At 72.6% G+C, this 26243-nt stretch carries 22 protein-coding genes; 9 read left to right on the forward strand and 13 right to left on the reverse strand.

What is annotated here, in order from left to right:
* Positions 1-9 precede the first annotated feature (9 nt).
* Positions 10-1407 (forward strand): S8 family peptidase, encoded by a 1398-nt coding sequence (locus VLK66_RS26910; RefSeq protein WP_325312607.1) that lies wholly within the window; start codon positions 10-12, stop codon positions 1405-1407.
* Between the two features lie 508 nt (positions 1408-1915).
* Entirely contained in the window at positions 1916-3529 is a 1614-nt protein-coding gene (locus VLK66_RS26915; protein ID WP_325312608.1) for an N-acetylmuramoyl-L-alanine amidase, read from the forward strand.
* A gap of 86 nt (positions 3530-3615) precedes the next feature.
* Here the strand turns inward: VLK66_RS26915 and VLK66_RS26920 are convergent, their stop codons facing one another.
* Positions 3616-6852, reverse strand: coding sequence for a VPS10 domain-containing protein (locus VLK66_RS26920; RefSeq protein ID WP_325312609.1), 3237 nt, complete (start codon positions 6850-6852; stop codon positions 3616-3618).
* A 458-nt stretch (positions 6853-7310) separates the two neighbouring features.
* Here VLK66_RS26920 and VLK66_RS26925 point away from each other — a divergent pair, with 458 nt between their 5' ends.
* Positions 7311-8156 carry a hypothetical protein gene (locus tag VLK66_RS26925; RefSeq protein WP_325312610.1) on the forward strand — a complete coding sequence of 282 codons (846 nt, stop codon included), beginning with the start codon at positions 7311-7313 and terminating at the stop codon, positions 8154-8156.
* Positions 8157-8766: 610 nt separating this feature from the next.
* Here VLK66_RS26925 and VLK66_RS26930 read toward each other — a convergent pair.
* From VLK66_RS26930 to VLK66_RS26950, 5 genes are all read right to left on the reverse strand, one after another.
* Positions 8767-11658, reverse strand: a complete 2892-nt coding sequence (locus tag VLK66_RS26930) for a hypothetical protein (RefSeq protein WP_325312611.1) — start codon at positions 11656-11658, stop codon at positions 8767-8769.
* On the reverse strand, positions 11658-11786 hold the full coding sequence (locus VLK66_RS26935; protein ID WP_325312612.1) for a hypothetical protein: 129 nt from the start codon (positions 11784-11786) through the stop codon (positions 11658-11660). The genes VLK66_RS26930 and VLK66_RS26935 overlap by 1 nt, the downstream gene beginning before the upstream one ends.
* A 320-nt stretch (positions 11787-12106) precedes the next feature.
* Positions 12107-13525 carry a copper resistance CopC/CopD family protein gene (locus VLK66_RS26940; protein WP_325312613.1) on the reverse strand — a complete coding sequence of 473 codons (1419 nt, stop codon included), beginning with the start codon at positions 13523-13525 and terminating at the stop codon, positions 12107-12109.
* The gene (locus VLK66_RS26945; protein WP_325312614.1) at positions 13525-15060 is read right to left on the reverse strand and encodes a hypothetical protein; all 1536 of its coding nucleotides are present in this window, start codon (positions 15058-15060) and stop codon (positions 13525-13527) included. The genes VLK66_RS26940 and VLK66_RS26945 overlap by 1 nt, the downstream gene beginning before the upstream one ends.
* 57 nt (positions 15061-15117) lie before the next feature.
* Positions 15118-15483 (reverse strand): hypothetical protein, encoded by a 366-nt coding sequence (locus tag VLK66_RS26950; RefSeq protein WP_325312615.1) that lies wholly within the window; start codon positions 15481-15483, stop codon positions 15118-15120.
* A gap of 129 nt (positions 15484-15612) precedes the next feature.
* Here VLK66_RS26950 and VLK66_RS26955 point away from each other — a divergent pair, with 129 nt between their 5' ends.
* Complete coding sequence (locus VLK66_RS26955; protein WP_325312616.1) at positions 15613-16065, forward strand: hypothetical protein; 453 nt, start codon at positions 15613-15615, stop codon at positions 16063-16065.
* A 19-nt stretch (positions 16066-16084) separates the two neighbouring features.
* Here the strand turns inward: VLK66_RS26955 and VLK66_RS26960 are convergent, their stop codons facing one another.
* From VLK66_RS26960 to VLK66_RS26970, 3 genes are all read right to left on the reverse strand, one after another.
* A complete protein-coding gene (locus VLK66_RS26960) occupies positions 16085-16543 on the reverse strand; it encodes a hypothetical protein (protein ID WP_325312617.1) in 459 nt (152 codons plus the stop codon).
* A 50-nt stretch (positions 16544-16593) separates the two neighbouring features.
* Positions 16594-17145, reverse strand: coding sequence for a hypothetical protein (locus VLK66_RS26965; RefSeq protein ID WP_325312618.1), 552 nt, complete (start codon positions 17143-17145; stop codon positions 16594-16596).
* Between the two features lie 112 nt (positions 17146-17257).
* Positions 17258-17680, reverse strand: coding sequence for a hypothetical protein (locus VLK66_RS26970; RefSeq protein ID WP_325312619.1), 423 nt, complete (start codon positions 17678-17680; stop codon positions 17258-17260).
* A 234-nt stretch (positions 17681-17914) separates the two neighbouring features.
* Between VLK66_RS26970 and VLK66_RS26975 the strand changes: the two genes are divergently transcribed.
* From VLK66_RS26975 to VLK66_RS26995, 5 genes are all read left to right on the forward strand, one after another.
* Complete coding sequence (locus VLK66_RS26975) at positions 17915-18763, forward strand: DUF7544 domain-containing protein (RefSeq protein WP_325312620.1); 849 nt, start codon at positions 17915-17917, stop codon at positions 18761-18763.
* A gap of 249 nt (positions 18764-19012) precedes the next feature.
* Positions 19013-19630, forward strand: coding sequence for a DUF4129 domain-containing protein (locus VLK66_RS26980; RefSeq protein WP_325312621.1), 618 nt, complete (start codon positions 19013-19015; stop codon positions 19628-19630).
* Positions 19623-20780 carry a DUF4350 domain-containing protein gene (locus VLK66_RS26985; protein WP_325312622.1) on the forward strand — a complete coding sequence of 386 codons (1158 nt, stop codon included), beginning with the start codon at positions 19623-19625 and terminating at the stop codon, positions 20778-20780. Before VLK66_RS26980 ends, VLK66_RS26985 begins: the two co-directional genes overlap by 8 nt.
* Before the next feature lie 8 nt (positions 20781-20788).
* The gene (locus tag VLK66_RS26990) at positions 20789-21781 is read left to right on the forward strand and encodes an AAA family ATPase (RefSeq protein WP_414676543.1); all 993 of its coding nucleotides are present in this window, start codon (positions 20789-20791) and stop codon (positions 21779-21781) included.
* A gap of 228 nt (positions 21782-22009) precedes the next feature.
* The gene (locus tag VLK66_RS26995) at positions 22010-23302 is read left to right on the forward strand and encodes a DUF58 domain-containing protein (RefSeq protein WP_325312624.1); all 1293 of its coding nucleotides are present in this window, start codon (positions 22010-22012) and stop codon (positions 23300-23302) included.
* Between the two features lie 327 nt (positions 23303-23629).
* On the opposite strand, the gene VLK66_RS27000 is transcribed toward VLK66_RS26995, so the two are convergent.
* The 4 genes from VLK66_RS27000 to VLK66_RS27015 form a co-directional block, all read right to left on the reverse strand.
* Positions 23630-23935, reverse strand: a complete 306-nt coding sequence (locus VLK66_RS27000; protein WP_325312625.1) for a hypothetical protein — start codon at positions 23933-23935, stop codon at positions 23630-23632.
* Complete coding sequence (locus VLK66_RS27005; RefSeq protein ID WP_325312626.1) at positions 23935-24228, reverse strand: type II toxin-antitoxin system Phd/YefM family antitoxin; 294 nt, start codon at positions 24226-24228, stop codon at positions 23935-23937. The genes VLK66_RS27000 and VLK66_RS27005 overlap by 1 nt, the downstream gene beginning before the upstream one ends.
* 207 nt (positions 24229-24435) lie before the next feature.
* Positions 24436-24891: a MarR family winged helix-turn-helix transcriptional regulator gene (locus tag VLK66_RS27010; protein WP_325312714.1), complete on the reverse strand. Its 456-nt coding sequence runs from the start codon at positions 24889-24891 to the stop codon at positions 24436-24438.
* A 76-nt stretch (positions 24892-24967) separates the two neighbouring features.
* Positions 24968-26206, reverse strand: coding sequence for a GGDEF domain-containing protein (locus VLK66_RS27015; protein WP_325312627.1), 1239 nt, complete (start codon positions 26204-26206; stop codon positions 24968-24970).
* Positions 26207-26243 lie beyond the last annotated feature (37 nt).

The following is a 26243-nucleotide window of genomic DNA, read 5'->3' on the forward strand; positions in this document are numbered from 1 at the left end:
GGAGAGTCGATGTACCGCATCCGCAACACGGCCGTCGGCGTGCTCGCCGTCGCCGCGCTGGCCGCCTGCTCCGACACGCCCGCGACTCCGTCGAACCAGACGCTGATCCCGCAGAACGCCAACGCCTCGGCGTCGGTGGACCCGGTGGTGCCCGGGCAGGTGCTGGTGAAGTTCAAGGACGGGACGAACACGGTGGCGGCCGCCCGCATGCTGGGCACGCCGATCCAGCAGGAGGGCTACAAGCACGCCTTCCAGATCGTGTCGGTCGAGAACGGGCAGGAGCGCGCCGCCGCGGCCCGCCTGGCCGCCGACCCGCAGGTGGAGTGGGCCGAGCCCAACTACATCCGCCACGTGGACGCCATCGACAGCCGCCTGTGGGCCTTCTTCAACCCGGGCGGGCTGAACATGTCGTTCTACAACGACCCGAACGGCAACACCGGCTCCATCCCGGCCAGCTACGCCAGCAAGCTCGACGCCGACATGGACGCCATCGAGGGGATCGCGGCGGGCGGCAGCCCGGTGGTGATCAGCTCGATCGACACCGGCGTTGACTTCAACCACCCCGAGTTCACCGGCCGCCTGATCGCCGGCTGCGACTGGTACAGCCAGGCCGCGGCGGGCAACGGCAGCGCCACCTGCAGCGACTTCACGCCGTTCGACACCCCCGACGAGGGCCACGGGACGCACACCACCGGCACCATGGCCGGCACCACGGTGGGCGTGGCCGGCATCACCGGCGCGGGGCCGAACGTGAAGGTGTACGTGCAGCGCGTCTGCGGCCCCGTGGGCTGCTACAGCTCGTCGATCATCAACGCCATCCGCGCCGCGGCCGACCAGCCGAACATGGTGGCGATGAACCTGTCGCTGGGCGGGACCACCGAGAGCCAGGGTGAGAAGAGCGCCATCAGCTACGCCACCAGCAAGAACGTCCTGGTGATCGTGGCCGCCGGCAACAGCGGCACCAGCAAGGTGGGCTGCCCGGCCTGCGATGCCAACGCCATCTCGGTGTCGGCCACCACCTGGCAGGACGCGCTGGCGGCGTACTCGCAGTACGGCAGCGGGCTGGACATCAGCGCCCCCGGCGGGTACTGCTACAGCAACACCACCGAGGACGGCTGCATCTTCAGCGCGATCGTGGCGGGCTACCAGGGCGGCCGCACCTACAGCGGCCCGCTGGCCGGCGGCAGCTACGCCTACATGCAGGGCACCTCGATGTCCACCCCGCAGGTGACGGGTGCCGCCGCCGCGGTCGCCTCGAAGACGGGCCTGCGTGGCAGCGCGCTGCGCACCCGCCTGCAGAGCACCGCCGACGACCTGGGCACCGCCGGCGTGGACACCAAGTTCGGCAACGGCCGCCTGAACGTGTACCGCGCGGTGACCAACACCACGCTGGGCGCCGGGCTGTAAGCTTCCGGCTCCACGGAGCCACGGAAGTACGAGAGTACGGAAGTACGGAAGTACGATGAACAGCGGTGCCGCGCCCGGTTTCGGGCGCGGCACCGCTGCTTTTGTGCGTGGATGAACACGAGTTGCTGGATGGCGCGAGTACCAATCGGCTTGGCCGTGAGCGCCGGTGCCGCGGCGTGAGCGGATGAGCCTCGCGTAGTTTGCGAGGCTTCCCGTAGTTGTTGCTGCAACTTCAGTCGCCGGTGAGGGGGGCCAGTCCGCTCGGCGCGTCTCCCCGTCTCACGTGCCGGCGGGCTATGGATCCTTCGGCCTGCAAGTTTTTGTGCGGATTCGGGTTGCGGCGTGGTCGGCCTCAGGATGACGTCCCTGGCTTCGGTGCATCGAACAAGAAGGGGTTGGAGATGGGGAGATGCGGGCGGGAGGCACCGCGCTTGCACCCCCACCTGATCGCCGCGCCCGCCTGTCCGCGGGCGCGGCGATTCGGACTTTCGGAGCAGGAGATCCGCTGTTGACCGTCTTCCGTCCATCGACGCTGCTCGCCGTGCTGGCGCTCGCGGCCGCCTGCAAGCCTACGCCACCCGCCACGGGGCCGGCGCCCTCGGGGCCGCCCGCGCCGCTTCCGTACGTGCCGCTGACCTCCGGGCTGCCGCCGATCCCCGCGGTCGACGCGCCGCTCGCCATCCGCCTCATCGCGCCGGAGTCGGGGCAGGCCAGGCCGCGGCGAGACTCGACCTTCCTGTACGGCACGGTGGGGACGGGGGGCGCGGCGCTGGCGATCAACGGCGCGCAGGTGCCGGTGGCGCCGAACGGGGCGTTCCTGGCCTACCTCCCCGTTCCCGCGGACGGACGCTGGACGCTCTCCGCGTTCCGCAACGGCCAGCGCGCGGACGCCGTCTACCAGTACCGCCTGGCCGCGGCCGCGCCGCGCGCCACCTCCGACACCGCCACCGAGGCGGGGCCGGCCACGGACTCGGCCGCCGCGCGCCCTGCCGCGCCGGCCGAGTCGGAGGTGTTCGCCACGCCGCGCACCGGTACGGTCGCCCGCGGCGGCGACACGCTGGCGACGGGTTCGGACGCGGTGTACGCGCGGCCGACGCCGGCGGGGACGTACCGCTGGTTCTTCCCGCGGGGGACGCGGCTGCAGCTGCTGGAGCGGCGGCGCGCGCAGTACCGCGTGCGGCTGGACACCACCGTCGCCTGGATCGACACGGTGAACGTCCGCCCGTCCGCCGACGCGGCGCGGGTCCCGGCGATCGGAGGGCCGATCACGCTGGCGGCCGGGGCAGCGCCGGAGCTGCGCATCCCCGCCGCCTTCGCGCCCTTCCTGGTGACGACGGACAGCGCGGGCGTGCACGTGACCGTCTACGGCCAGCCGGGCGCGGCGGAGCTGCGGGTGGCGACGGACGACTTCGTGGCGGGCGCCACGCAGGACGCCTCCGCGCCGGGAGAGCTGCGGGTGGACGTGGCGCTGTCGCGCTGGCTGTGGGGGTACAAGGCGTTCTACGACCGCGACGGCACGCTGGTGGTGCGCATCCGCCGCCCGCCGCGCATCGACGCGGCCAACCCGCTGCGCGGCATCCACATCGTCGTCGACCCCGGGCATCCGCCCGCGGGCACCATCGGGCCGACGGGGTTCATGGAGAAGGATGCGAACCTGGCCATCGGCCTCCGTCTGGCGGAGCGGCTGCGGGCGGCGGGGGCCGTCGTGAGCCTGACGCGCACGGCGGACGTGTCGGTGGACCTCGCGGCGCGGCCGGAGCAGGCGGTGCGGGAGAACGCGGATCTCCTCCTCTCCGTGCACAACAACGCGTTCGGGGAAGAGGCGAACCCGTTCCGCGACCACGGGACCAGCACCTACTGGTTCCAGCCCAACTCGGCCGGCCTCGCGAGCACGCTGGACCGCCGGATCGCGGCGGTGACGATGATCCCCGACCTGGGCGCCAAGTGGGGTAACCTGGCGCTGGTGCGGCCCACGTGGATGCCGAGCTGCCTGACGGAGTCGCTGTACATGCCGATCCCCGAGCAGGAGGCGGCGCTGCGCGACCCCGGCTTCCTGGACCGCCTCGCCGAGGCGCACATCGAGGGCATCGCCGACTTCCTCCGCCTTCGCGCGGACCGATAGAAAAGAGGGATTCACACGGAGGCACGGAGATGCAGACTCTGCGTCTCCGTGCCTCCGTGTGTGATGCCTGCCGTTGGCGATGCCGGCTACCCCTCGTCCTCGTCCTCCTCCTCGCCGCGATTGGGCGCCGGTGGAGGCGTGGGAGCCGGGCGCTGCGGCTCGGGGCGGACTTCGGGGAGACGCCGGGCGCGGAGGAGCGCGTTCAGGCGCGGCAGGTCGCTGGCGACGACGGCGTTCAGCGCGGCCAGCTGCGCGTCGATGCGGCGCGACAGGTCATCGAACACCGTGTACGTCTGCCGCGTCGGCGCGCTCTCGGCGCTCTCGATCACGCCCAGCAGCGCGGCCATCTTGTTGTTCAGCCGGATCGGGTAGTTCAGCGGGTCCTGGCTGCTGCGCAGGCGCGGGTTGTACAGCGAGTCCTCGATCGCCGCGAGCTTGCCGAGCAGCGAGTCCGCCGCGGCGCGGACGGCGGCGTCCTGCGTGTGCGCCAGCCGCTCGTTCACCTGGTCGCGGATGCCGCGCACCAGCAGCACGCCGCGGTTGGCGTCCGTGGTCCGGTCGCGCACCCGCATCGCCAGCGCGAACTGCGCCTGCTGGTCGGCCGGGGTCACGCGGACGCGCGGGTCGGTGACCACGGTGAAGCTTTCCGTCCCCACCTCGCGCCCGTCCACCGTCAGCCGTGCGCGGTAGGCGCCGGGCGTGGCGCGCGGGCCGACCAGCCGCGCCGACCAGAGGATGAGCCCGGGGAAGTCCTCGGCGCCCGGGTAGCGCAGGTCCCAGGTGAAGCGGTTCAGCCCCGCCTTCACCGCCAGCTTGGGCTCCGGCGGCCGCGCGGGCGCCTCGTCGTCGTCATCGTCCTCGCGCGGGCCGCCGGGGGGGCGGGCGGCGCGCGCGCTGTCGGCCGGGGTGCCGCTGAAGCTGCGGATCACCCGCCCCTGCGCGTCCAGGAAGTCCAGCGTCACCCGCTCGGCGCGGCGCGGAAGGGCGTAGTAGACCACCAGCCCGCGCCCGGTGCGCACCGCGTCCGCCGGGCGGAAGAGGCGCGGCGTCGACGGCGCGTCCGGCGACACGGCCTGCCGCAGCGGCGAGATGTCGTCCATCACGTAGAACGAGCGCCCGTGCGTGGCCAGCACCAGGTCGTTGTCGCGCACGGTGAGGTCGGCCACCTGCACGTCCGGCAGCCCCTGCCGCAGCGTGCGCCAGTGCGCGCCGTCGTCCCACGACACGTACACGCCGTGCTCCGTCCCCGCGAACAGCAGCCCCGGGCGCCGCGGGTCCTCGCGCACCGCACGCAGGAAGTCGCCATTCGCGATCCCCGTCGTGATCTTCGTCCACGTGCGCCCGAAGTCCTCGGTCCGGTACGCGTACGGCGCCAGGTCGTCCATCTGGTAGCGGTTGGCGGCCACGTACGCCTTTCCCGCGGCGTGCGGGCTGGCCTCGACCAGCGAGATGCGCGCGAAGTCGCCCAGCCCCGGCGGCGTCACGTCGGTCCACGTGGCCCCGCCGTCGCGTGTCACCTGCACCCTGCCGTCATCACTCCCCGTCCAGATCACCATCGAGTCGCGGGGGGACGGGGCGATGGTGAAGATCGTGGCGTACGTCTCCACCCCGGTCTGGTCCAGGGTGATGGGGCCGCCGCTGGGGCCCAGCGTCTCGGGCGCGTGGCGGGTCAGGTCGGGGGAGATGCGGGTCCAGCTCTGCCCCTCGTCCGCCGAGCGCCACAGGTGCTGGCTGCCGGCGTAGAGCACGCGCGGGTTCCGGGGCGCGAGGACGATGGGAAAAGTCCACTGGAAGCGCTCGCGGATGTCGCCCGACGAGTACCCCATCGGGTTCTCGGGCCAGATGTTGATGGCCCGCCGCTCGCCCGTGCGCCGGTCGAAGCGCGTCATCAGCCCGCCATAGCTCCCGGCGTAGAACACGTCCGGCTGGTCCGGCCGCGCGGCGATGTAGCCGCTCTCGCCGCCGCCCACCGCGTAGAACTCGCGCCCGGTGCCGTTGCTGGGCACGCACACGGTGGTGTTGTCCTGCTGCGCGCCGCAGACGTGATACGGGTAGTGGCCCGTGGTGACGACGTGGTAGAGCTGCGCGGTGGGATAGTCCTGCTCGGTCCACGTCTCGCCGCCGTTCCAGCTCACGTTGGCGCCGCCGTCGTTCCCCTCGATCATCCGGCGTGGGTCGTCGGGCGCGACCCACAGGTCGTGGTTGTCGCCGTGCGGCACCTTCACCGGGCGGAAGGTCTTCCCTCCGTCGGTGGACTTCTGGAAGCCGACGTTCAGCACGTACACGGTGGCCGTGTCGCGCGGGTCGGCGTAGATGCGGGTGTAGTAAAAGGCGCGCTGGCGCAGCTTCCGCTCGTCGTTCACCCGCGTCCACGTGGCGCCCGCGTCGTCGCTGCGGAAGACGCCGCCGTCCTGCGCCTCCACGATCGCCCACACGCGCTCCGGCCGCGCGCCGCTCACCGCGACGCCGATCTTGCCCACGGTGCCGGCGGGGAGGCCGGCATTGCGCGTGATCTCCGTCCACGTCGCCCCGCCGTCGGTCGAGCGGAAGAGGCCGCTCCCGGGGCCGCCGCTGGAGAGCGACCACGAGGTGCGGCTCACCTCCCAGAGCGCGGCGAACATCGTGTCCGGCCGGCCGGGGGTGAGGACGAGGTCCACGGCGCCCGACCGATCGTTGCGGAAGAGCGTCTTCGCCCACGTCCGCCCGCCGTCCGCGGTGCGGTAGACGCCGCGCTCGGGGTTCGGCGCGTACGGATGCCCCAGCGCGGCCACCCAGGCGCGGTCGCAGTCGGTGGGGTGGATGCGGATGCGGGCGATGGCCTGCGTCTGCTCGAGCCCCACGTGCGTCCACGTCTTCCCGCCGTCCGTCGTCTTCCACACCCCATCGCCCTGCATGATGTTGCCGCGCAGCTCCGTCTCGCCCATCCCCACGTAGACCACGTCGGGGTTGGCCTCGCAGACGGCGACGGCGCCGACCGACGAGCTGGCGAGCGCGCGGTCGGTCATCGGCTTCCACGTGGTGCCGCCGTCGGTGGTCTTCCACACCCCGCCGCCGGTGGCGCCGAACCAGTACTCCAGCGGCCGCGCGCGGCTCCCGGCCACGGCCTGCGTCCGCCCGCCGCGGTCCGGGCCGATGTTGCGCCAGCGCAGCGCCGCGAAGGTGGTCGTATCCGCCGCTGGCTGGGGATTCGGTGACGCGGGGAGCTGCGGCACCTCGCCCGGCCGCGGCGACGCGCTGGCGGAGTCGCGCTGCGCGGCCGCGGGCCCGGCGGCGAGCGCGGCGGCAAGGGTGACGAGGGCGATGCGCGGGCGGAGCGTGCGCACGGGTCCATCCTCCGGGCGAGCGGGAGCAGGGCGAGTGATGGGCGATTCATCCCCATCACCCGGTGAATCGTATACAGTATGCGGATGAGGATGGGCGCCCTTCCGCGCGGGCGCAAGCGGCGACCGGTCATACGACGATCCGAAGTCCGCGTAGGCGGAATGCGCGCCGTTGTAGCCGCGACTTCAGTCGCATTTTTCGTGTGAGAGCCCGGGTCTTGCGGCTCCTGCGGCAACCGGGTGTGACGTCGTAGCAGGCACCGGCGTGGAACCGTCCGAAGTGTTCATCGCCCGTGACGATTGGGACAGAAGGTTGCTATTCCGGTGCGTTGCCGCGAGATTGAAGGCTGGGAGCCGGCCTCTTTTCCCGGCCCGGTCCGGCGACGTCGCAACGCCCCCGCACCCTGCCTGCCGTCGCCCTCCACCCGAACGGGTCCCCCACCGGACCCCGAGGAGGAGCCATGAACCGAAAATCCCTCCCGGTCGCCCTCGCGGCGGCCACTCTCGCGCTCGGCGCTCAAGCCGCCTCCGGGCAGCAGCGCGCCCAGCCGACCGCCTCCATCGTCTCCAACCGTACCGCCGCTTCACCGCGCGTGGCCTACCGCATCGGCGCGGCCGGCTCGGTGGACGCACGCGCGGCCGACGCGCAGCGCAACGGGCGCGGCGCCGAGGCGCGCGCCATCCTGGCCGAGGGCATCCGCACCGCGCCCACCGCCGACGCGCGGCTGCAGCTGATGGACGCCATGGCCGTGAGCTGGCTGTACGACGGCGACGAACGCAACGCCGGGCTGGCCATGCGGGCGCTGATGGACGAGGCCGCCCGCGCCGGCCGCCCCGACCTGGCCGCGGCGATGCACCTGCGCATGGCGCTGGCCGCCGGCGCGCTGGGCCACTCGCGCGAGATCAGCGGCAACCTGGGCGACCCCGCGCTGGCTTCGCCGTACGGCAACGCGTCGGCCTCGATGGCGTGGTCGATGGCGGGGAAGGCGGACTCGGCGGTGTACTACGCCGGCCTGTTCGAGCAGGCGGCGCGGCGTGACGGCGGCGCGGAGATGCTGGCCGACATGCACGTGGTGAACGGATACGCGCTCCTGTCCGGCGGCCGCTGCGCCCAGGCGCTCACCGACCTCAGCGCGGCAGACCAGGAGTCGGCGATGGTGCTGAGCGGGCTGGCGCAGTGCTACGCGGCGGTCGGCGACCGCGCGCAGGCGCGGGAGATCCGCGCCCGCGTGATGGCGCGCCCCAGCCTGAACCTGTACGACGACTGGGAGGCGCTCACCCGCTGGCAGCTGCGCACCATTCGCTGACCGGGGGATGATCGCAACGAGAAACCGCAGCCCGCCGGAGACGGCGGGCTGCGGTTTTCTGCGTCCTGAGATCGGGCGTTCACCTGTGTCTCAGGAACCACGCACAAAGACGTCATCCTGAGGCCGACCACGCTGCAAGCTGCATCCACGCAGGCGGTTGCAGGCCGAAGGATCCATAGCATGATCGCACGTGAGCCGGGGATGCGCGCCGGGCATTCGGTTGATGCCAAAGACGAAACCGCAGCCTGCCGGAGATGGCGGCTGCGGTTTCGTCGTTTTTTGTCATCGTCCGAACGGATCGGGTAAGAGACTCGCGGCGAACTCATGCTGACGTGCTGGACGGGCTATGGATCCTTCGGCCTGCAACCGCTTGTGTCGATTCGGGTTGCGGCGTGGCCGGCCTGAATGGAAAGTTCGCGGGCTGGCCCCCTCACCGGCGACTAAAGTCGCAGCAACAACCACGGGAAGCCTCGCAAACTGCGCGAGGCTGTTCGGCTCATTCCGCGGCATCGACCTCACGACCGAGTCTCCTTTCATCCTCCCTGGACGCGCGCAGCGCGGGGACGACTCAGGATGACGTCAGCGGGGATTTGGACGTGAATCTCCGTCACTATGGCCGATAGCCGATCGTGGCGTAGAGGCGGAGCTTGTGGCGGTCGGGGGCGTCGAGCGGGTAGCCGGCGCCCGCCATCAGCCGCACGGAGGGGATGCGGAGCACGTTCAGCGGCGGCGTGTCGAACGCGGCCTCGGCGCCGGCGACGCGGTACCAGCCGTCCCACCATCCCCCGCCCGCGCCCACGCCGGCCAGGTACGGCGTCAGCAGGCCGAGATCGGTGCTCACCCGGAACATCCGCATCTCCCTTCCCTGAACGATGCCGAAGCGCGCGGCGGGGAGCGGGATGCGCTGTGACAGGATGGCCTCGTCGAAGAGCTGCCCGCGCGCGCCGCCGGCCACGAACCGCTCCCACGCCGGCGCATCGCCCGACACGCGCCCGTAGGTCAGCTGCCCGCGCGCGTTCAGCCCGAAGAGCCCCACCCCTGCCGCGACGGAGCCCAGCCCGCGCGCCCACGACTCGCCGCCCGTGCGCCCCACCGTGCCGTTCATCGCGGCGGAGAGGGAGAGCGCCTGCGCGCCGCGCGACTGCGTGAGCCCGCCCTGCGCCTCCGCGAAGGCCAGCGTTCGCGCGGACGTCCCCCCGCCGCGCAGGTCCAGCGCCCCCGCGGATACGCCGCCGCGCAGCCGCCGCCGCAGCGCCGACCCGCCCCACGGCTGCTCGGCGAACAGCGTCGCCCCGGCGTAGTCCGCGTCCAGCGAATCCGCGGCGGAGACGAGCGACCTGCGGAGCTGCGACGGGCGATGCCGCATCCCGAACAGGTCCAGCCCGACGGACGGAATCCAGCGGCGGTAGACGAGATTGAGCGCCGCGCCCCGCGGCATCCCCGCGTCCCCGCCGGCGGCGCGGAGGAGGGCGCTCAGGCGGCCGACGGGATCGGCGTTCAGCAGCACCAGCCCCGCCGATCCGCCGTCCGCATCCACCACCGCAGTGGGAAACAGCCGGTTGCGCCGCGGCCCCAGCCCGTATGCGTGCGATGGCGGCAGCGGTCCGCGCCCGAGCGTGTCAGGCTCGCTGACGGCGACGCGCGGCGCGGCGGGGACCAGCGTGGTGTCCAGCGCGACCAGCGGCCCCGCCGCGGCGCCCGCCAGCGGGATGCGCATCAGGTCCATCCCCCGCGCGTGCAGGGCGAGGTAGAAGACGCGGCCGCTGTCCTGCGGCTCCGGCGCCGCCGCCGCGCCGGTGACGCGGGTGAGCGTGCGCGTCTCCCCCGTCGCCAGGTCCAGCGTCTCCACGTTGGCGATCCCGCCACGCTCGGAGACCTCGACCAGCGCGCGGCCGCCGGGGAGGAAGGCGGCGTCGTAGCGGCTGGCGCCGTCGTCGGGGCCGATGCGGCGCTCGGCGCCGGTCGCGGCGTCCACCATCACCATCGCCCAGCGCCGCCCCTCCTGCACGGCCACGGCGATGCCGCGCCCGTCCGGCGACCAGCGCGGGCGGTAGTAGACGCGGTTCGGCCGCGCGGCCACCAGGGTGCGGACCGCGCCGGTGGCCAGGTCCACCGTCACCACGCCGCAGATGCCGCCCGTGCACTGGACGGCGGCGGCCGTGCGCCCATCCGGCGCCGGGTCCGGCCAGCGCAGCGACGCGCCGCGGGTGACGCGGCGCAGCGTCTTCCTTCGCCAGTCCCACACGAACAGGTCCGGGCGGACGGCGCCGTCGCCAAGCGGCTCGTTGCGGGTGAGCAGGATGCCGCTGCCGTCGGGGAGGAAGCGCGGCGCGTCGTGCGGGCGGCCGTTCACGGGAAAGAGCGTGGCCAGCGCGCGCTTCCCCGGGTGGCGGCCCGGGATGTCCGGCACGTCCTCGGGGTCGTGCGCCAGGAGCGCGCTGTCCGCCCGCGCCTGCGCCGCCGAGTCTACGCGCGCGTCCGCGGTGCTCCAGACGACCACGCGCGACGCGGCCGGCGTGGCGCCGCGGAGGACGATGGCCATGAACCGCCCGTCGCGCGAAACGGCGGGGTCGCCCGTTCCCCAGTTCAGCCGCTGCACGGTGTCGCCGACGGCGAGGCCGGCGGTGCGAAGCGCGTTGCGGGCCTGCAGCGCGCGCTCGGTCACGTCCACGGTGAAGCGGCCGTACATCTCCGCCGGGGTGCCGCCGTACACGCCCGCGAACGCCGCGTCGAAGGTCCGGTCGCGCCGCGCGCTCATCCGCCGCCACAGGTTGGGCAGGCTGGGCTCGCCGCGCTGCTGGACGAGCCACTCCAGGAACGCCGACCCGGCCAGGTACGCCATCGACCCGCCGTAGTACCCCTGCGCGGCGCTCAGCTGCTCGTAGCGCGGCAGCTTTCCCTCCAGCGCCCACTGCCGCAGCACGGCCGCGCGGACCACGCTGTACGGCCGCCCGCTCCCGGTCAGCTTTCCCTCCACGTACGTTGCGTATCCCTCGCTCAGCCAGCGCGGCGCCTTCACGGCCAGGGGCCCCAGCTTCACCGGCGCCAGGCGGACGAACAGGCGCTGGCGCGGGTTGCGCGGCGGGCGGGCGAGGTGGGCGATGTGGGCGAACTCGTGCACCGCCAGCTGCTCGGCCGGGTCGCGGGTGCTGCCGAGGGCCGAGCGCGGGTCCGCCGGTGTGGGCCACAGGGCGATGGCCGGCTCGTCCAGGAAGGGGAAGGCGAAGCCGTTGGCCGCGGCGGAGGGGTCCTCGACGACGATGGTGACGCGCGCGGCGGGCGCGTAGCCCACCATCGCGGCGACCTCGGCGTGGATGGCCTCGAGGCGCGGCACCAGGTCCAGCGTCCACGCCTCCATCTCCACCGGGTAGTGCACGGTGAAGTGTTCCGTGCGCACCGTCCGCCAGTCCAGGTGCGGCCGCGTGACGATCTGCGCGCGCGCGGCCGGCGCGCCGCATGCCAGGGCGAGCGCCAGGATTCCGGCGATGATCCGCTTGTGCATCAGGGCCACGGCTGTGCGGGAACGGACGGCTGCGAGCCGGGGATGATGCCGACGGTTTTGCGGCGCCGCAATGCGGAAGGGCGGGTGAAGACGGAAAGGCTGCTGCGCAGGCTGCGAGTCGCTGCCATCCTGCATCGGCGCGGCACTGGCATCAAATCGTACACAAAAGACGTCATCCTGAGGCGGCCACACTATCATCCGAGTCCACACAAGCATTTGCAGGCCGAAGGATCCATAGCCGGTGTCGCACGTGAGTCGGGGGAGACGCATCCGAGCCCTGGGTGCGTCTTACCGGCTCACGTGCAGGGCGATTATCGATCCTTCGGCCTGCAACTTATTGTGTGTACGCAGGTTGCGGCGTGGCCGGCCTCAGGATGACGTCCGTTTCTTGCTGCCTCGATTCGGCCCGTTCTCCTGGCATCGCTGGATTTCGGTAGAAGAGGGAGACTCAGGGAGGCGGGAGCGCGACGAGGATCGCCGTCACGAGGACGACGAGGAGGCCGGCGGCGAGCTCCGCCCCGGCCGTGCGCCGCAGCCGCGAGGGCGATTCGGAGGCTTGCAGCGTGGGGAGGACGAAGCGCCAGTTGTAGAAGCCGATCGCGCCGACGATGGCCAGCAGCGCCAGCTTGGCCAGCAGCATCACCCCGTACCCGGTGCGCCACAGGTCCGGGATGGCGGTGATGTGGAAGAGCGAGTTGACCACCCCCGTCGCGCCCGCCAGCCCCGCCCCCGCGAGCGCCACCGGCGAGAACACCGCCACGATGCGCGCGAAGTCCGCCGTCGCCTTCCCCTCGCCGGCAAAGGCGGCGGCGGGGAGGCCGGCCAGCATTACCGCCGCCAAGGTTCCCAGCCAGACGCCGGCGCCCAGCACGTGCAGCCAGTCCGACGCGATCGCCAGCGCGGTCAGCCGCTCCTCCGCAGCCGCGTGGCCGCTGAGCGCGGGGACGGCGGCCAGGAGGAGCGCGGCCACCGCGGAGCCCATCCACCCCACCGATCGCCCGTGCGGCGCCCGCGCCACCATCAATCCCAGGAAGAACGCCACCGTCGCCAGCGCCTGCAGGATCCACCCGCTCCCCCACACGGTGCCGGTGAGCAGCGCGTTCAGCATCTCCCCGTCGAAGGCGTCGGCGGCGCCGTTCAGGGCCACGCTCTGCAGCCAGAGCCGCGCGAGCAGCGTCAGCAGCGAGAGCGCGGCGGCGGCGGCGGCCAGGTACCACACGCCGTACTCCGCGCGGTCCGCCACCTTCTCCATCTCCCCGCCCCGCAGCCGGCGGATGACGAGGAGATGGAAGGACACGGAGCCGATCATCCCCAGCAGCGCCAGGAACTCCATCCACCGCACCGCCACCGGGAGCGGCGCCGCGGCATCCGAATCCCCCTCGTCCTCCATCGCCCCCGCGTCCGCCGAGGGCTGCCCGTCACCCGGCGCGACGTCGCCCCGCGGCGCGAACCCGGATGCCGCGGCGATGGCCGGCGCGGGCTCCGCCGCCTCGACCGTGAACGCCAGGGTGCCGCGGACCACGTGCCCGTCCGCCGACGCCGCGCGCCAGCTCGCCACGTAGCCGCCGGGCGAGAGGCGGCCGGGGAGGGCGAAATCGAGCGCGTTCGCGTCCGCCGGATCGCCGCGCATCGCCCCGCGCGCGACGACCGAATCGCCCAGCCGCAGCTCCAGCACGGACATCGCCGGGGCGACGGCCTCGCTGAACCGGAGATGGAGAGTGCGCAGCGTGTCGCCCACCGCGGCGTGGTCCGCGGGGCGGGACGACTGGAGCCGCGTGTGCGCCGCCGCGGGGGCGGGGCGCACCAGCGTGGCGGACAGGAGCGCGGCCGCGGCGGCCGCGCGGAAGGGGGCGAGCGAGCGGGGCATCAGTGCGAGTCGGTCATCCCGGCCATGGAATCCATCCCGCCGAGCGGGTGGTGCATCAGGGTCATGTCGTCCAGCGCGCCGTAGCTCCCCATCCGCATGGGCCCGCCGCCGAAGAAGAGGCGGAAGCCGGCGGACACGGCCCAGAAGTCCCCCGGCTCCAGCAGCACCGAGGGGACGGCGCCGCGCTGGCGGGCCACGTGGTTCCGCTGCACCTCCACGAACGGGCGCGTGGCCACGCCGCCGCCGGACAGGTCGTACTCGTAGCCCAGCGAGCTGATCAGCCAGCGGCTGGCGCCCACCGGCTCGGTGTCGTGGTCGTAGCGGAAGAACGCGTCCGACCCCACGGCGCCCAGCCGCGCGTACTCCGGCCGCGTGGCCAGCTCCACGCGGTAGTACGGGCGGTGCCGCGCGATGCGCACCTGCGTCTCGCCCAGCACGGAGAAGAAGCCGCCGCCGTGCGCCGGGTCGCTCACCGACGCCTCGGCCATGGCGTAGATCCCGCCGAACGAGTGCGACCCGGAGTGGCGGATGCTGGCGTTGTACAGTGCGGTGCGCTCCGTCGTCCCCTCGTGGCTCTCGCCCACGCTGCCGAACGACGCGGAGAGCTCCCACGGCGCGGTGGTCCCCGTCCCCCCGAAGCGGCGGGTCACGCGGCCGGAGAACGAGTTGCCGAAGGAGGTGATGTTCCCCACGTCCCACGGCCCGTCGGGCTCCTGCCCGCCGAACACGCCCGCCTCCACGCTCCACGGGCCGGAGAGCCACTGGCCGTTCAGTGTCCAGCGCTCCAGGATCTGCGAAAGGTGGTGGTTGGTGGGATACTTCGCCACCGGGCGCGACATGGGGTCGTCGGTCCCGTACGGCGCGAACCCCTTCCCGGCGGAGAGGGAGAAGGCGCCGCCCGCGACGTTCCACAGATTGAGGCTCACCATCGCCTCGTGCAGGAAGGTGTGCGGGTGGCGCCGGTCGATGAATCCCTCGCCCCACCCGCCGTAGGTGATCTCGCCCCGCGGCTGGGTGAGCGCCTCCAGGTTCAGCGTGGTCCGCAGGGCGAGCGTGGCGCCCGGGCTCAGCACGTTCACCATCACCGCGGGCTGGGTGAGGTACGATTCCGTCTCGTGCAGCGGGCTGTCCGCGTCGCCCGGCGCGGCTCCCGTCGTCATGGCGAACGCCTGCGCCATCCCCAGGAGCTGCCAGCCGCCGCCCAGCTGCCGCATCAGCATCTCGTGCTTCATCCCCGCGTGGCGGCGGCCGCTCATGGCGTCGTGCAGCCCCGCGTGCTGCATCGGCGTGGGGAGCGTGTCGCGGGGCATCTGCATCCCCGGCATCGCGCCCATGTCGTGCCCCGCGTGGGCGTTCCCCGCCGCGTGCGTCGTGTCCGCGGGCGCGGGGGGATGCATCGCCGCGTGCGCGGTGTCCGCCGGCGGGTGCGCGTGGGCGGCGTGCGACGTGTCCGGCCGCACCTGCGCGGAACTGCGCGCGGGTGCGGCGGCGGCGGCCCCGAACAGCAGGGCCGCGGCCAGCTTCTCGATCCTCATCTCCACTCTCGTTGGTGCGAAATCCACGGTTTCCGCGCCCGGGTCACGGGCGCACGATCAGGCCGGGATCGCGCCTCGCGGAGGAGGGGAGAGCGTTGCGATGCAGGGAGATGCGTAGAGATCGGACGCCTGGGCGGGCGCCGCGGCCGGGTCGATCGGGACGGGCGCGTCCACCGTGGTGCCGGACGAGACGGCCGCGAGGCCGCACTGCATCACCACGCCGCAGTCGGCGCGGTGCGCGGGCTCGTCGGAATGATGGGACGCGGGGCGATGCGCGGGGCCGTGCATCGCGTCGTGCGCGGCGCCGTGATGCATCGCGCGCTCCGCGCCGTCCGCGGCCGGGGGGGCCATGGGGCACTGCGCGGCCGCCGCCCGGGTGAGGGCGAAGGCGAGCAGGAACAGGAGCTGGACGATGCGGCGCATGGCCCGAAGCTAACCCCCCGCGCGCGCCCGCGGCAACCTGTGGGGAGATGCCCCCTCGCGCGCCGCCCGGCCGGGCCGCATCTTCCCCGCGCTCGTGACGCAAGTGCTTCGGGAAGAAAGAGATTGGGGATGACGGACAGAGATTCGGGCGGGCGCCTCTCCACCACCGACAGGGTCTACGGCGCCGTCGCGGCGATCGCGATCGTGCTGGCCGTGTTCTTTCTGTTCCGCGGCGGCGGCGCGGATGCGACCAGGGTCGACCGCGCGCCGCGCATCACCATCGAGGACCCGCGCCCCGGCGCCGACGTGGACCAGCCGATGGTGGTCACCTTCAACGCGCGCACCACGCTGCGCCCCGACGGCTCCGACCCCGCTGCCGGCCGCCACGTGCACGCCCGCATCGGCGCCACCGAGCTGATGCCGGGGACCGCGGACGTGCAGCCGGCCGGCGGCACGCGCTACCGCTGGACCCTGCCGCGCCTCCCCGCCGGCGCCGCGAACGTCCGCCTCTACTGGTCCGACGCCTCCCACCAGCCCATCCCCGGCGCCGCCAGCGACTCCGTGCCCGTGACGATCCGGTGATCGCTGATCTCCCGGGCCGCTAGGGTGCCGCGCGGTGGTGCTGCGGCGGGAACCAGATCTGAACGGCCCTGGCCAAGCCGATTCCCGCGACCTCCTGCGGCGGTGCCGCGTGGAGGTCGCGCAGCACCCGCTCTGCCCACGGATACGGCCGCACCGTCGCATGCGATGGTGCGGCTCGCCGGACGCGAACCTCTCCCGCCGTGACGGCCGTGTCGCCGCCGGCCATCCGCACCATCAGCAGGTTGCGCACAGCCTCAGAGAGCGTTTCCGCATCGGCCGAACCGGTCAGCAGGATCACGTCCCGCGGGAGCTGGTCCACCCGGCGGATGATGCGAAAACCGGCCGCCGGTGCGGCGGTGTCCTGAAGCACCACCGTGACGGGTACTCGTGGCCTCCTGCCCTCAGGCGGCGATGCCGCTCCCTGCGCGTTCAGGACAACGCTCGACGCCGCAAGGAGGAGCATGGCAAATCCAGCCATGACGACGTTTCGGCATTTCTGCATTGGCTGATTCCCCGGTCGGCAGGTGGTTACTCGCATACTTTTGCCTCTCCTTCCCACCATGTCTGCCAGGTGATTCCGCCGTCATACGAGATCTCGATGTAGATGTATTCGGTGTGGCAAACTACCCCGCCGCCACTATCTCCCGAGGTTCCGGCTGAGCCGTCGCACGAGCCTCCGCCGGAGTCGAACGTGCCGTACGGATCATAGCCCGGGTCCATGCCGACGTCGGTGAACCCGGTTCCGCCGGGGCTGCCTCCGCCGGAGGCGCATTCGGTCACTGTGCCGCTGTATCGGTACGGGTCGAAGTGATACGCGATGATTCTGCCGTCGTTGTAGATCCAGCACTGCACCTGGACCTGGGCGTTGGTCCACTTGGCCTTTCCGTCGGTGGAAACGAGGTCGGCCCTGCCGACCGGCGCGTACCACGCAAGTCCGGGGAGCGGCCGTGCCATCGAGGTGGCATACCACGCCGTCTCCCATTCGTGGCCCTTGTAGGGCAGATAGGCCCAGAGGTAGAAGGTCCCATTCAGGCCGGAGGGGCAGCTGATGTAGTATCCCCCCAGTGGCAGCGGGGGCAATCCCTGCGCTGCCGCACTTCCCCAGCATGCGAATAGACCCGTAACAAATGCGAGAAGTCGCGTGCCTCTCATAGTTCCTCGCTACGCCGGAGATCAAGTGCTGGACTTCGAATCAATGACGGGCGGTGTCGCGCGCGGCGGCGCGGCGTGCAAGCGCGATCTCGCGTCCGGGAAACGGGAATGCGTGCTCGGCGAGCTGGGCATCCGTGGCGCCGGCGTGGTCCCACATTGGCGCCCAAACCTCTTCAAGGATCGCCTGCAGCTCGGGATCGTCGATGCGCATCAGGTAGCCGCGGTCCGGGCGGTCCGGCGGCACCTGGAAGTACGCCAGGATCTCATCGCGCCGCTCCGGAACCACGCTCGCCAGCAGCCGTTCCAGCGCGGACGCGTCGATTCCCGGCGGCACCTTCGCCCGCGCCGCCGCATCCAGGTGATAGCCCTGCGTCGGCGTCGCGAGCCGCAGTGGCTTCGGTGGCGGTGCCGTCATCGTGATTCCCCGGCCTGGTTGTTCGCAGCCACTGGCGGCCAGCAGCATCGCCGCGACCAGCAGAGCCCTTCGATGTCGTCCCATGTTGCCTCTCAGCGGAAGTATCACGGCGAGAGAGAGCGTCCGTATACTTTAGATCGATTGGCGCGAAAGGCAATATTCCGGTGAGGTGCACTGCCCCACGTCATCCGTTTCCCGCGCTTGACCGGTCCGGAGCGCCTGTCTAGCTTCCAGAGCCTCTCCGGCGGCGGTTTCGCCCACCCATCCGCGAGTCCCACTTTCATGGCATTCTCCCAGCTTCGCCCGCTCGGCATCGGCGAGATCCTGGACGGCGCGTTCGGCATCTACCGGCGCAACTTCACCTCGCTCTTCCTGACCGCGCTCCTCCCGCAACTCCCCATCGTTGCCGTGGTGGGCGCGATGGCGGCGGCGGGCGCGCTCACCGGCGACAACGCGCCCGTTCTCATCCTGGCCGTGCTGGTGCCGCTGGTCCTGATCAGCCTGGTTGTGATTGTGGGCGGCGTGACCTGGCAGTTCTCGCGCGCCTACACCGGGCAGCCGGTGAGCACCGGCCAGGCGATCCGGCGCGGGGCCGAGCAGGTGCTTCCGCTGGGCGCGGCCCTCCTGCTCGTCTGGATCCTGGCTTTCCTGGGCTTCTTCGCGTTCATGATCGGGATGATCGTGATGCTGGCGTCGCTCTTCGCCGTCATCCCCGCGGTGGTGCTGGAGCGGCGCGGGCCCCTCCAGGCCATCTCCCGCTCCTGGCAGCTGATCTCCGGCGGCTGGCTGGAGGTGCTGGTGATCGGCTTCGTGGTGTTCATGCTGCAGTCGCTCCCCAGCTACGCCATGTCGATGGGCTTCTCGCTCGGCGCCCTCATCCTGGGCCCCGAAACCACCGCGGGGAAGGCCGTCTACATCAGCGGGCAGGTGCTGTCCGGGCTGTCCAACACGCTGATCGTGCCCTTCTGGCTGGGGTGCAAGGTGCTGCTGTACTACGACCGCCGCGTGCGCACCGAAGCGCTCGACGTGCAGATGATGACCGAGGCGCTGAACGCCCTCCCCGGCGCGCCAGTCGAAGACGTCGTTCCCGCGCCCGTCCCCGCCGGCCGCCCCATCCCCCGCTGGGGGTGAGCCGACGCCATCATCGAGCGGCGGCCGGGCGTCACCATCCTCCGGCCGCTCCTTTGGATGCGAATTGACACGCTCCGCGCCCCCGCATAGCTTCCGCCCCCCCGTGCGCCGCACCGTTCGCGCGCCCGGCCCCCGCGTTCCCGCGCCGTCCGCACCGCCACCCGTGACCCCTCGCCGCCGCACCTGCCCGGCCGCCCCCGGCCGCGCCGCGCGCCCCGCCGCGCGCCCCGCCGCGCGGAGGGCGTAGCCGTGCCCGCGCCGCTCCCCACCGCCGCCGACGTGCGGAAGGCGGTCGCCACCGTGTACCAGCGGCCCGAGTTCGAGGAGCGCCACGGCTTCGGCGAGTGGTTCTGGCAGCAGGTGGGCCGCTTCTTCGAGCGCATCGGCCGGTGGATGGGGTCGGTCGCCAACCTGCGCAACACCTCGCCGCCGCTGTACTGGACCATCGTGGGCGGGCTCACGCTGGCCGTGGCCGCGGCCATCGCGTACCTGGTGTGGAAGGCCGTCCGCCGCGCCCGCGACGAGGAGCCCGCGGCGAAGAGCGGGAAGCTGTCGAAGCCGCGCACCGCCACCGACTGGGAGGCCGAGGCCGCGCGCCTGGCCGCCGAGGGAAAGCTGCGCGAGGCCGCCGCCGCGCTCTACCAGGCGCTGCTGCTGCGGCTTGACGCGCTCAGCGTCGTCCGCTTCGATGCCAGCAAGACGCCGGGCGACTACCGCATCGAGGCGCGCGGCAACGCCCGGGCCTCGCACGCGCTGGGCACATTCCTGGGCGTGTTCGAGCCGGTGGCCTTCGGCGGGCGCGCGCTGGACATGGACGGGTGGGAGCGGTTGCGCGCCGCCGTGGCCGAGGGAACCGCCGGTGAATAGCCGCCGCGACGTGCTGATCCTCGTCGCCATCCTGGTGGGGGTGGTTCTCCTCACCCTGCTCGCGGGCGGCGGGTCGGGGGCGGGGCCGGGGGGATCGGACCGCCGCGCCTCCACCTACCTCGCCACGCCCCACGGCACCCGCGCGCTCCGCGACGTGCTGGTGGAGCTGAAGATCCCCTCCGACCGCCGCCTGCAGGCGTACGTGGACGCCGACTCGCTGGCGGGCCCGCTGGTGCTGCTGGCGCCGTCGGCCAACCCCTCGCCGGGCGAGCTGCACGGGCTGGCGGCGTGGGTGCGCGGCGGCGGCACGCTCCTCTATGCCGCCGGGATGGGCGAGGACGAGGTGGGCGACTCGCTGGGGATCGCCACCACGTACATCGCGGGCGGCGTGGCCGGCGAGGGCGCCGTCGCCACCGCCGAGCCGGGGCCGCTGACGGAAGGGGTCACCACGGTGGACGGCTTCCGCTTCGGCTTCGAGAGCGGCACGCCGGGGATGCGGAACGCGAAGGTGCTGGCCAGCTCCGGCGGGTATCCGGTGGTGATCGACTACCGGCTGGGGCGCGGGCGGGTGATCGCTTGGGCCGACGCGCTCCCGCTCACCAACACGCGGCTGAAGTCCAGCCACGCAGCCGAGCTCTTCGCGCGCACCGCGGTGGACGCGGCGGGGGGGCGCACCCTCTGGTTCGACGAGTACCACCACGGCTTCAAGAGCGGCGGCAGCGTGGTCCGCGGCACCGCGCGCTTCCTGGCCAGCGAGCGTGCCGGGCACGCGGCGCTGCAGGTGATGGCCGCCATCCTGGGCGTGCTGCTGCTGGTGGGGCGCCGCTTCGGGCGGCCGCTGCCGTCGCCCCCCGCGCGCCGGCGCTCGCCGCTGGAGCACGTGGAGGCGCTGGCCGGCGCGTACCGGCAGGCGGGCGCCCGCGACACCGCGCGCCGCCTGCTGCTGGCGGGAATGGCGCGGCGGCTGGGCCGGCGCACGCCGCACACGCCGGCCGCCGAGGCCGAGCTGCTGCGGCGCCTGTCCAGCCACCCCACGGCGGGCGAGGCGGCGCGGGTGCTGGAGGCGGAGTGGAGGAAGGGGCGGAGCGCCGACCTGGTGGCGCTTTCCCGCGACGTGGACCGCTACCTGGACGAGGTTTCGCGAACGTGAGCACCCTGATGGGCACCCCCCCGGCCGAGGCGGGCCGCGCGCACGAGGTGCTGGAGCGGCTGGACGGCGTGGTGCTGGGGCAGTACGCCATGCTGCGGCAGATGATGGTGGCGCTCCTGGCCGGCGGGCACGCGCTGATCGAGGGCGTGCCGGGAACGGCCAAGACGCTGGCCATCCGCTCGCTGGCGCTGGCGCTGGACCTGCGCTTCGGGCGCGTGCAGTTCACCCCGGACCTGATGCCGACGGACCTGGTGGGCGTGAACGTGCTGGACGAGCTGAAGAAGGAGTTCGTCTACCACCCTGGTCCCATCTTCGCCGACCTGCTGCTGGCGGACGAGATCAACCGCGCCCCCGCCAAGACGCAGGCCGCGCTCCTCGAGGCCATGCAGGAGCGGCAGGTGACGGTCGACGGGAAGACGCGCCCGCTCCCGGTGGGCTTTACCGTGTTCGCCTCGCAGAACCCGGTGGAGTACGAGGGCACCTACCCGCTCCCCGAGGCGCAGCTCGACCGCTTCCTGCTGAAGATCACGGTCGACTACCCCGCCGCCGACGCCGAGCGCGCCATCCTGGACCGCTACGCCGGCGGCTTCAGCGCCGACCGGCCCGACACCTACGGCGTGCAGCCGGTCCTCTCCTCGGGCGACCTGGTGCGGCTGCGGCAGTCGGTGGCGGCGGTGCACGTGGAGCCCGTGGTGCGCGACTACATCACCCGCATCGTCCGCGCGACCCGCGAGGAGCCGAGCTTCGCGCTGGGGGCCAGCCCGCGCGCGGGGGTGGCGCTGTTCCTGGCCGCGCGCGCCGAGGCCCTGCTCTCCGGCCGCGACTTCGTCACCCCGGACGACGTGAAGTCGCTGGCCGGCCCGGTGCTGCGCCACCGCGTGGTGCTCACCCCCGAGGCCGAGGTCGAGGGCCAGCGCGTGGACGACCGCCTCCGCGGCCTCCTCCAGTCCATCCCCGCGCCGCGCCTGGCCACGCAGCAGCCGGGACCGCCGCCGGCGTGACGGGAGATGGGGATCGGGAGATTCGAATCGACAGCCGGCGCTAGATTCCACGCCGAGTTCTCCCCTCCCCCGCGGAGCGGGCGGAGGGGCCGGGGGAAGAGGCCAGCCAGGCGGGCAGGATGCCTCCCCATTGCGTCGAAGGTTCTCATCGACCGAGTTTTCTCCATCCCCCCGTCCTGAAAGCTTTTCGGTGATCCCGATCCCGATTCCCCGCCGCCGCGCCGCGTGTTGAACGTTCTTCCCTCCCGCCGGTTCCTGCTCCTGCTGGCGCTGCTCTCCCCGCTTTTCCTGGTGGGCGCGGCGGCCGCCTTCGCCGCCGACGCCATGCTGCTGGCGCTGTTCGCGCTGGACGCGCTGTGGACGCCCGCGGCGCGGCTGCGCATCGAGCGGCGGGCGCCGCAGCGCATCGGGCTGGGCGCCACCGCGCGCGACATGCTGGTGGTGGAGAACCGCGGCCGGGTTGCCGCGCGCGTCCGCCTGACCGACGACCTTCCCGACATCCTGGTCCGCGAGGGCGACTGGGTGCGCGAGGCCGTGGTCCGCCCCGGCCGCGACGCGGAGATCGGCTTCCCCGTCCTGGCCGAGCGCCGTGGCGACGTGGAGTACGGCGACGTGCACGTGCGCGTCCTGGGCCCGCTCGGCCTGGCCTGGCGGCAGCGGCGCGTGGAACGCGCGGACCCGCTGCGGGTGATGCCGGGGATGCTGGAGGTGCGGCGCTACCGTCTGCTGGGGCTGCACAACCGCCTGCGCGAGGCCGGCTTCCGCCCCGTGCGTCAGCGCGGCGAGGGCGGCAGCTTCGAGTCGCTGCGCGAGTACTCGCGCGGCGACGATCCGCGCACCATCGACTGGAAGGCCACGGCGCGGCGCTCCAAGCTGATCGTGCGCCAGTACGAGGTGGAGCGCCGCCAGAACGTGGTGATCCTGGTGGACGCGGGGCGGCTGATGACGGAGAAGGTGGGCGACCGCGAGCGGCTGGACTACGCGCTGACCGCCGCGCTCCTGCTGGCCGACGTGGCCTCGCTGCACGGCGACCAGGTGGGGCTGCTGGTGTTCGCCGACCGGGTGCAGCAGTACATCCCGCCGTCGCGCGGCAGCATCAGCACGCTGGCCGAGGCGCTGGGGGGCGTGCACGCGCGGATGGTGGAGCCCAACTATCCCGCCGCGTTCACCTATCTGGCGAAGCAGCTGAGGCGCAGGTCGCTGCTCGTCGTCTTCACCGACATCATCGACGCGCAGGCCTCGTCCGCGCTGGTCGCGCACCTGGGGAAGGCGGCCTCGCGCCATCTCCCCATCGCCGTGGCCCTGCGCAACCCGGACCTGGAGGCGACCGCGCAGGTCCCCGCGCGGAGCGAGGCCGACGTCTACCGCCGCGCCGCCGCGGAGGAGCTGCTGCAGGCCCGCGCCGCCGCGCTCACGTCCATGCAGCGCAGCGGCGTCCTCATCGCCGACGCCCGCCCGACCGACGCCGTCCCCACCGTCGTGAACCGCTACCTCGACGTGAAGCGCCGCGGGCTGCTGTAAAGCCTGATCCGGAGATGGGTTCGTGCTTCCGCGCCGCACCCCGCCCAGCGTCATAAAAAGAAGGGCGATCGGAAGACGAGGTGATCGGTGCGGCGCGGCTGTGTGGCCCTCACCCGAAAAAAGGAGCGAGCCGAGACAAACCGCCGTCTCGGCTCGCTCCTTTTTTCGACCTCTCCCAAACTGCTGGGAGAGGTGACTGCGACAGCGTCTTGGGAAAGGTTCACGATCGGACGCGCCGGGGCCACGCAAGCAGAGATGAGCGTGTATCCCGGCGGACGTGCGAGCAGAGTATCGATCCTTCGGCCTGCAACCGTCTGGCCGCGCTCTTCAGGCGATCAGATCCTCCGGATCCTGAGCCTGGTGGCGTATGTGGAGCACGTGGACGGTATCTTCCCGGATCGCGAAGAGGATCTTGTACGAATCGAAGAGTCGCTGACGGATGGTTTCGGCGAAGAACCGGTCTTCGTACGCCAGACCGCACTGCTGGGCCGACACGACAAGATCCCGTATGGCGGATCGGATCCCGTAGTACCACTGGTTCGGGTACTCCGAGCCGGGGTTGCGCGAGCGAAGGTTCTGATAGTGCTTCCGGAGATTGTTCTTGGCCTCGACCTCGATTCTGACCCGGAACACTACGCCTGCTCCGAGATCCCGAGCTCACGTTCGAGAGAGGCGAACGCATCCTCGGCATCTTCGCCGGTTCCCTCGTACATCCCCTGCAAACCCCGCTGGATGCCCACGATGGCCGCGGCGTTGGCCGCCAGATCGAGGAGCTTCTGGTACGCGTCGGCGTGCTGGACCACGAGCTCGGCCTGCCCGTGTACCGTCAAAACCTGGGGACGGCCGGTCACTTTCAGATGCTCCACGTAGCTCCGCGCGTTCCGCTGAAAGTCGGAAAGCGAGTGGATGTCCTTCAGGTTGATCACGTGAGCTCCGGGTGTTCATGAAATTTCATGTTTGAAGCTACCCGGTCCGGCCTCGCGGGTCAACGGCCTGGCCGGCTACCCGGCGGCTCGCCACCCGGGCCGGGGGAACGAGCGATCCCGCACACGACAGCCCGAGGGAGGGATTACTGCGGCTGTCGAGACATTTTGACCAGCGGCCTGACACCGGGTTATCCGGTGAACCCGGGGCTACTCCGCCAGCGCGGCGCCCGCGTGGGCGGCGGAGGTGCGCGTCAGCTCGCGGATCAGGCGGAGCGCGCCGTCAGCATCTTCCGCGGGGAGGGCGGAGAGGAGGGCCTCCGCTTCCCAGACGGCGTCCTGGCGCAGGCGCGCCTCCAGCACGCGGCCGTCGTCCGTCAGCTCCACGCGGATGGCGCGGCCGTCGCGGCTGTCGGCCAGGCGCGCGACCAGGCCGCGGTCCTCCAGCAGGCCCACGGTGCGGCAGGCGGTGCTCTTGTCCACGAACAGCTCGGCCGAGAGCGCGTTCAGCGACAGGGCGCCGCGCTCGGCCAGCACCTCCAGCACGTGCGCGCCGCTCACCGTCACGCCGTACGCGCTGGTCCGGTCGCGCTCGCGCAGCTGCTGCAGCCGCACCAGCTCGCGCAGCGCCCGGCGCAGCTCGCGGGCGGCATCCATCGTCGTCATCGTCACGGGCGCCGGATCCGCAGGGTGGGGGAAATCGCGGGAAGAGCGGGGAAGATGGCGATGCGGGCGCCCGGCCTCAAGCCGCGTCCGCGGATGGGTGGCGCCGCGCGGCCAGGGCGCCCCGGCGGCGCGACTTCTCTTCGTACATCGCCGCGTCGGCGCGGCGGATGGCCTCGTCCAGCGCCTCGCCGCCGGCGAACTCGGCCGCGCCCACGCTCATCATCAGCCGCCGCGGGTCGTCGTCCTCCATCCCCGCGCCGGCGCCCGCCACCGTCTCCTCGATCCTCCGGCGGGCGTCGGCGGCGCGCGAGCCCGCCATCAGCACCAGGAACTCGTCGCCGCCCCAGCGGAAGAGCCGGTCGGTGGGGCGGATCGCCGCGCGCAGCACCTCGGCGGTGCGGCGCAGCAGCTCGTCGCCCGCGGCGTGGCCGTGCACGTCGTTCACCGTCTTCAGGTTGTCCAGGTCCAGCATCACCGCCGCGCCGAACGAGGCGCGCACCGCCTCCATCCCCACCCCCTCGCTCCACGCGCGGCGGTTCAGCGCGCCGGTGAGCGAGTCGTGCAGCGCCACCCGCTTCAGCTGGTCGTGCGCCACCGCCAGCTCGTGGTGCGCGGCGTCGGTCTCGCGCCGGGTGTCTTCCATCAGCAGCACCACCATCCCGTACCCCAGCAGCATCTGCAGCAGCAGGTCCAGGTACGAGTTGTAGCGCACGATGAACCCGGCCACCCCGCCCAACTCCGCGCCGGAGCTGTCCCAGAACGGGAAGGCGGCCGCGTAGAACGCCCACAGCGCGCTCATCAGCGCGAACACCGTTCCCGTGGCCCGGCTTCCCAGCGACGAGCGCGAGCGGGGGAGGCGCAGCAGGAGCCACGCGCAGCACCCCAGCACCACCGCGGCCACCGGCCCCTGCAGCGCCACCACGCGGTTCAGCCCCGACGAGACGAAGACCGACCCCGCCGCGTACGCCAGCGACGCGGGCACGGCCACCCGCAGCACCGCCGCGGGGCGCACGGCGGCGGCGTACGCCAGCGCGCCGGCCAGCAGCGAGGACAGGAAGAGGAGCTTGGCCAGCTGGTACGCCATCCAGCCGGCGCGCGCGGCCGCGCCCCCGGGCGCCCACCCCATGCGGTAGAGGAGGAAGACGGCGAACAGCGCGGCCGACATCCACACCCACGCCAGGCTCCAGGCGCGGAAGTACGGGCGCCGCCGCGCCTGCCCGCGCAGGAGCAGGAAGAAGGCGGCCAGCAGCACCGACCCGCCCATCTGCGTGACGGCGCCGATGAAGGCCACCAGGCTGCCCACGGATTTGTCCATCGAAAAACGCAGGAAGAAGACGGGAGACGGGACGCTG

The sequence above is a fragment of the Longimicrobium sp. genome (assembly GCF_035474595.1).
Taxonomy (GTDB): Bacteria; Gemmatimonadota; Gemmatimonadetes; order Longimicrobiales; family Longimicrobiaceae; genus Longimicrobium.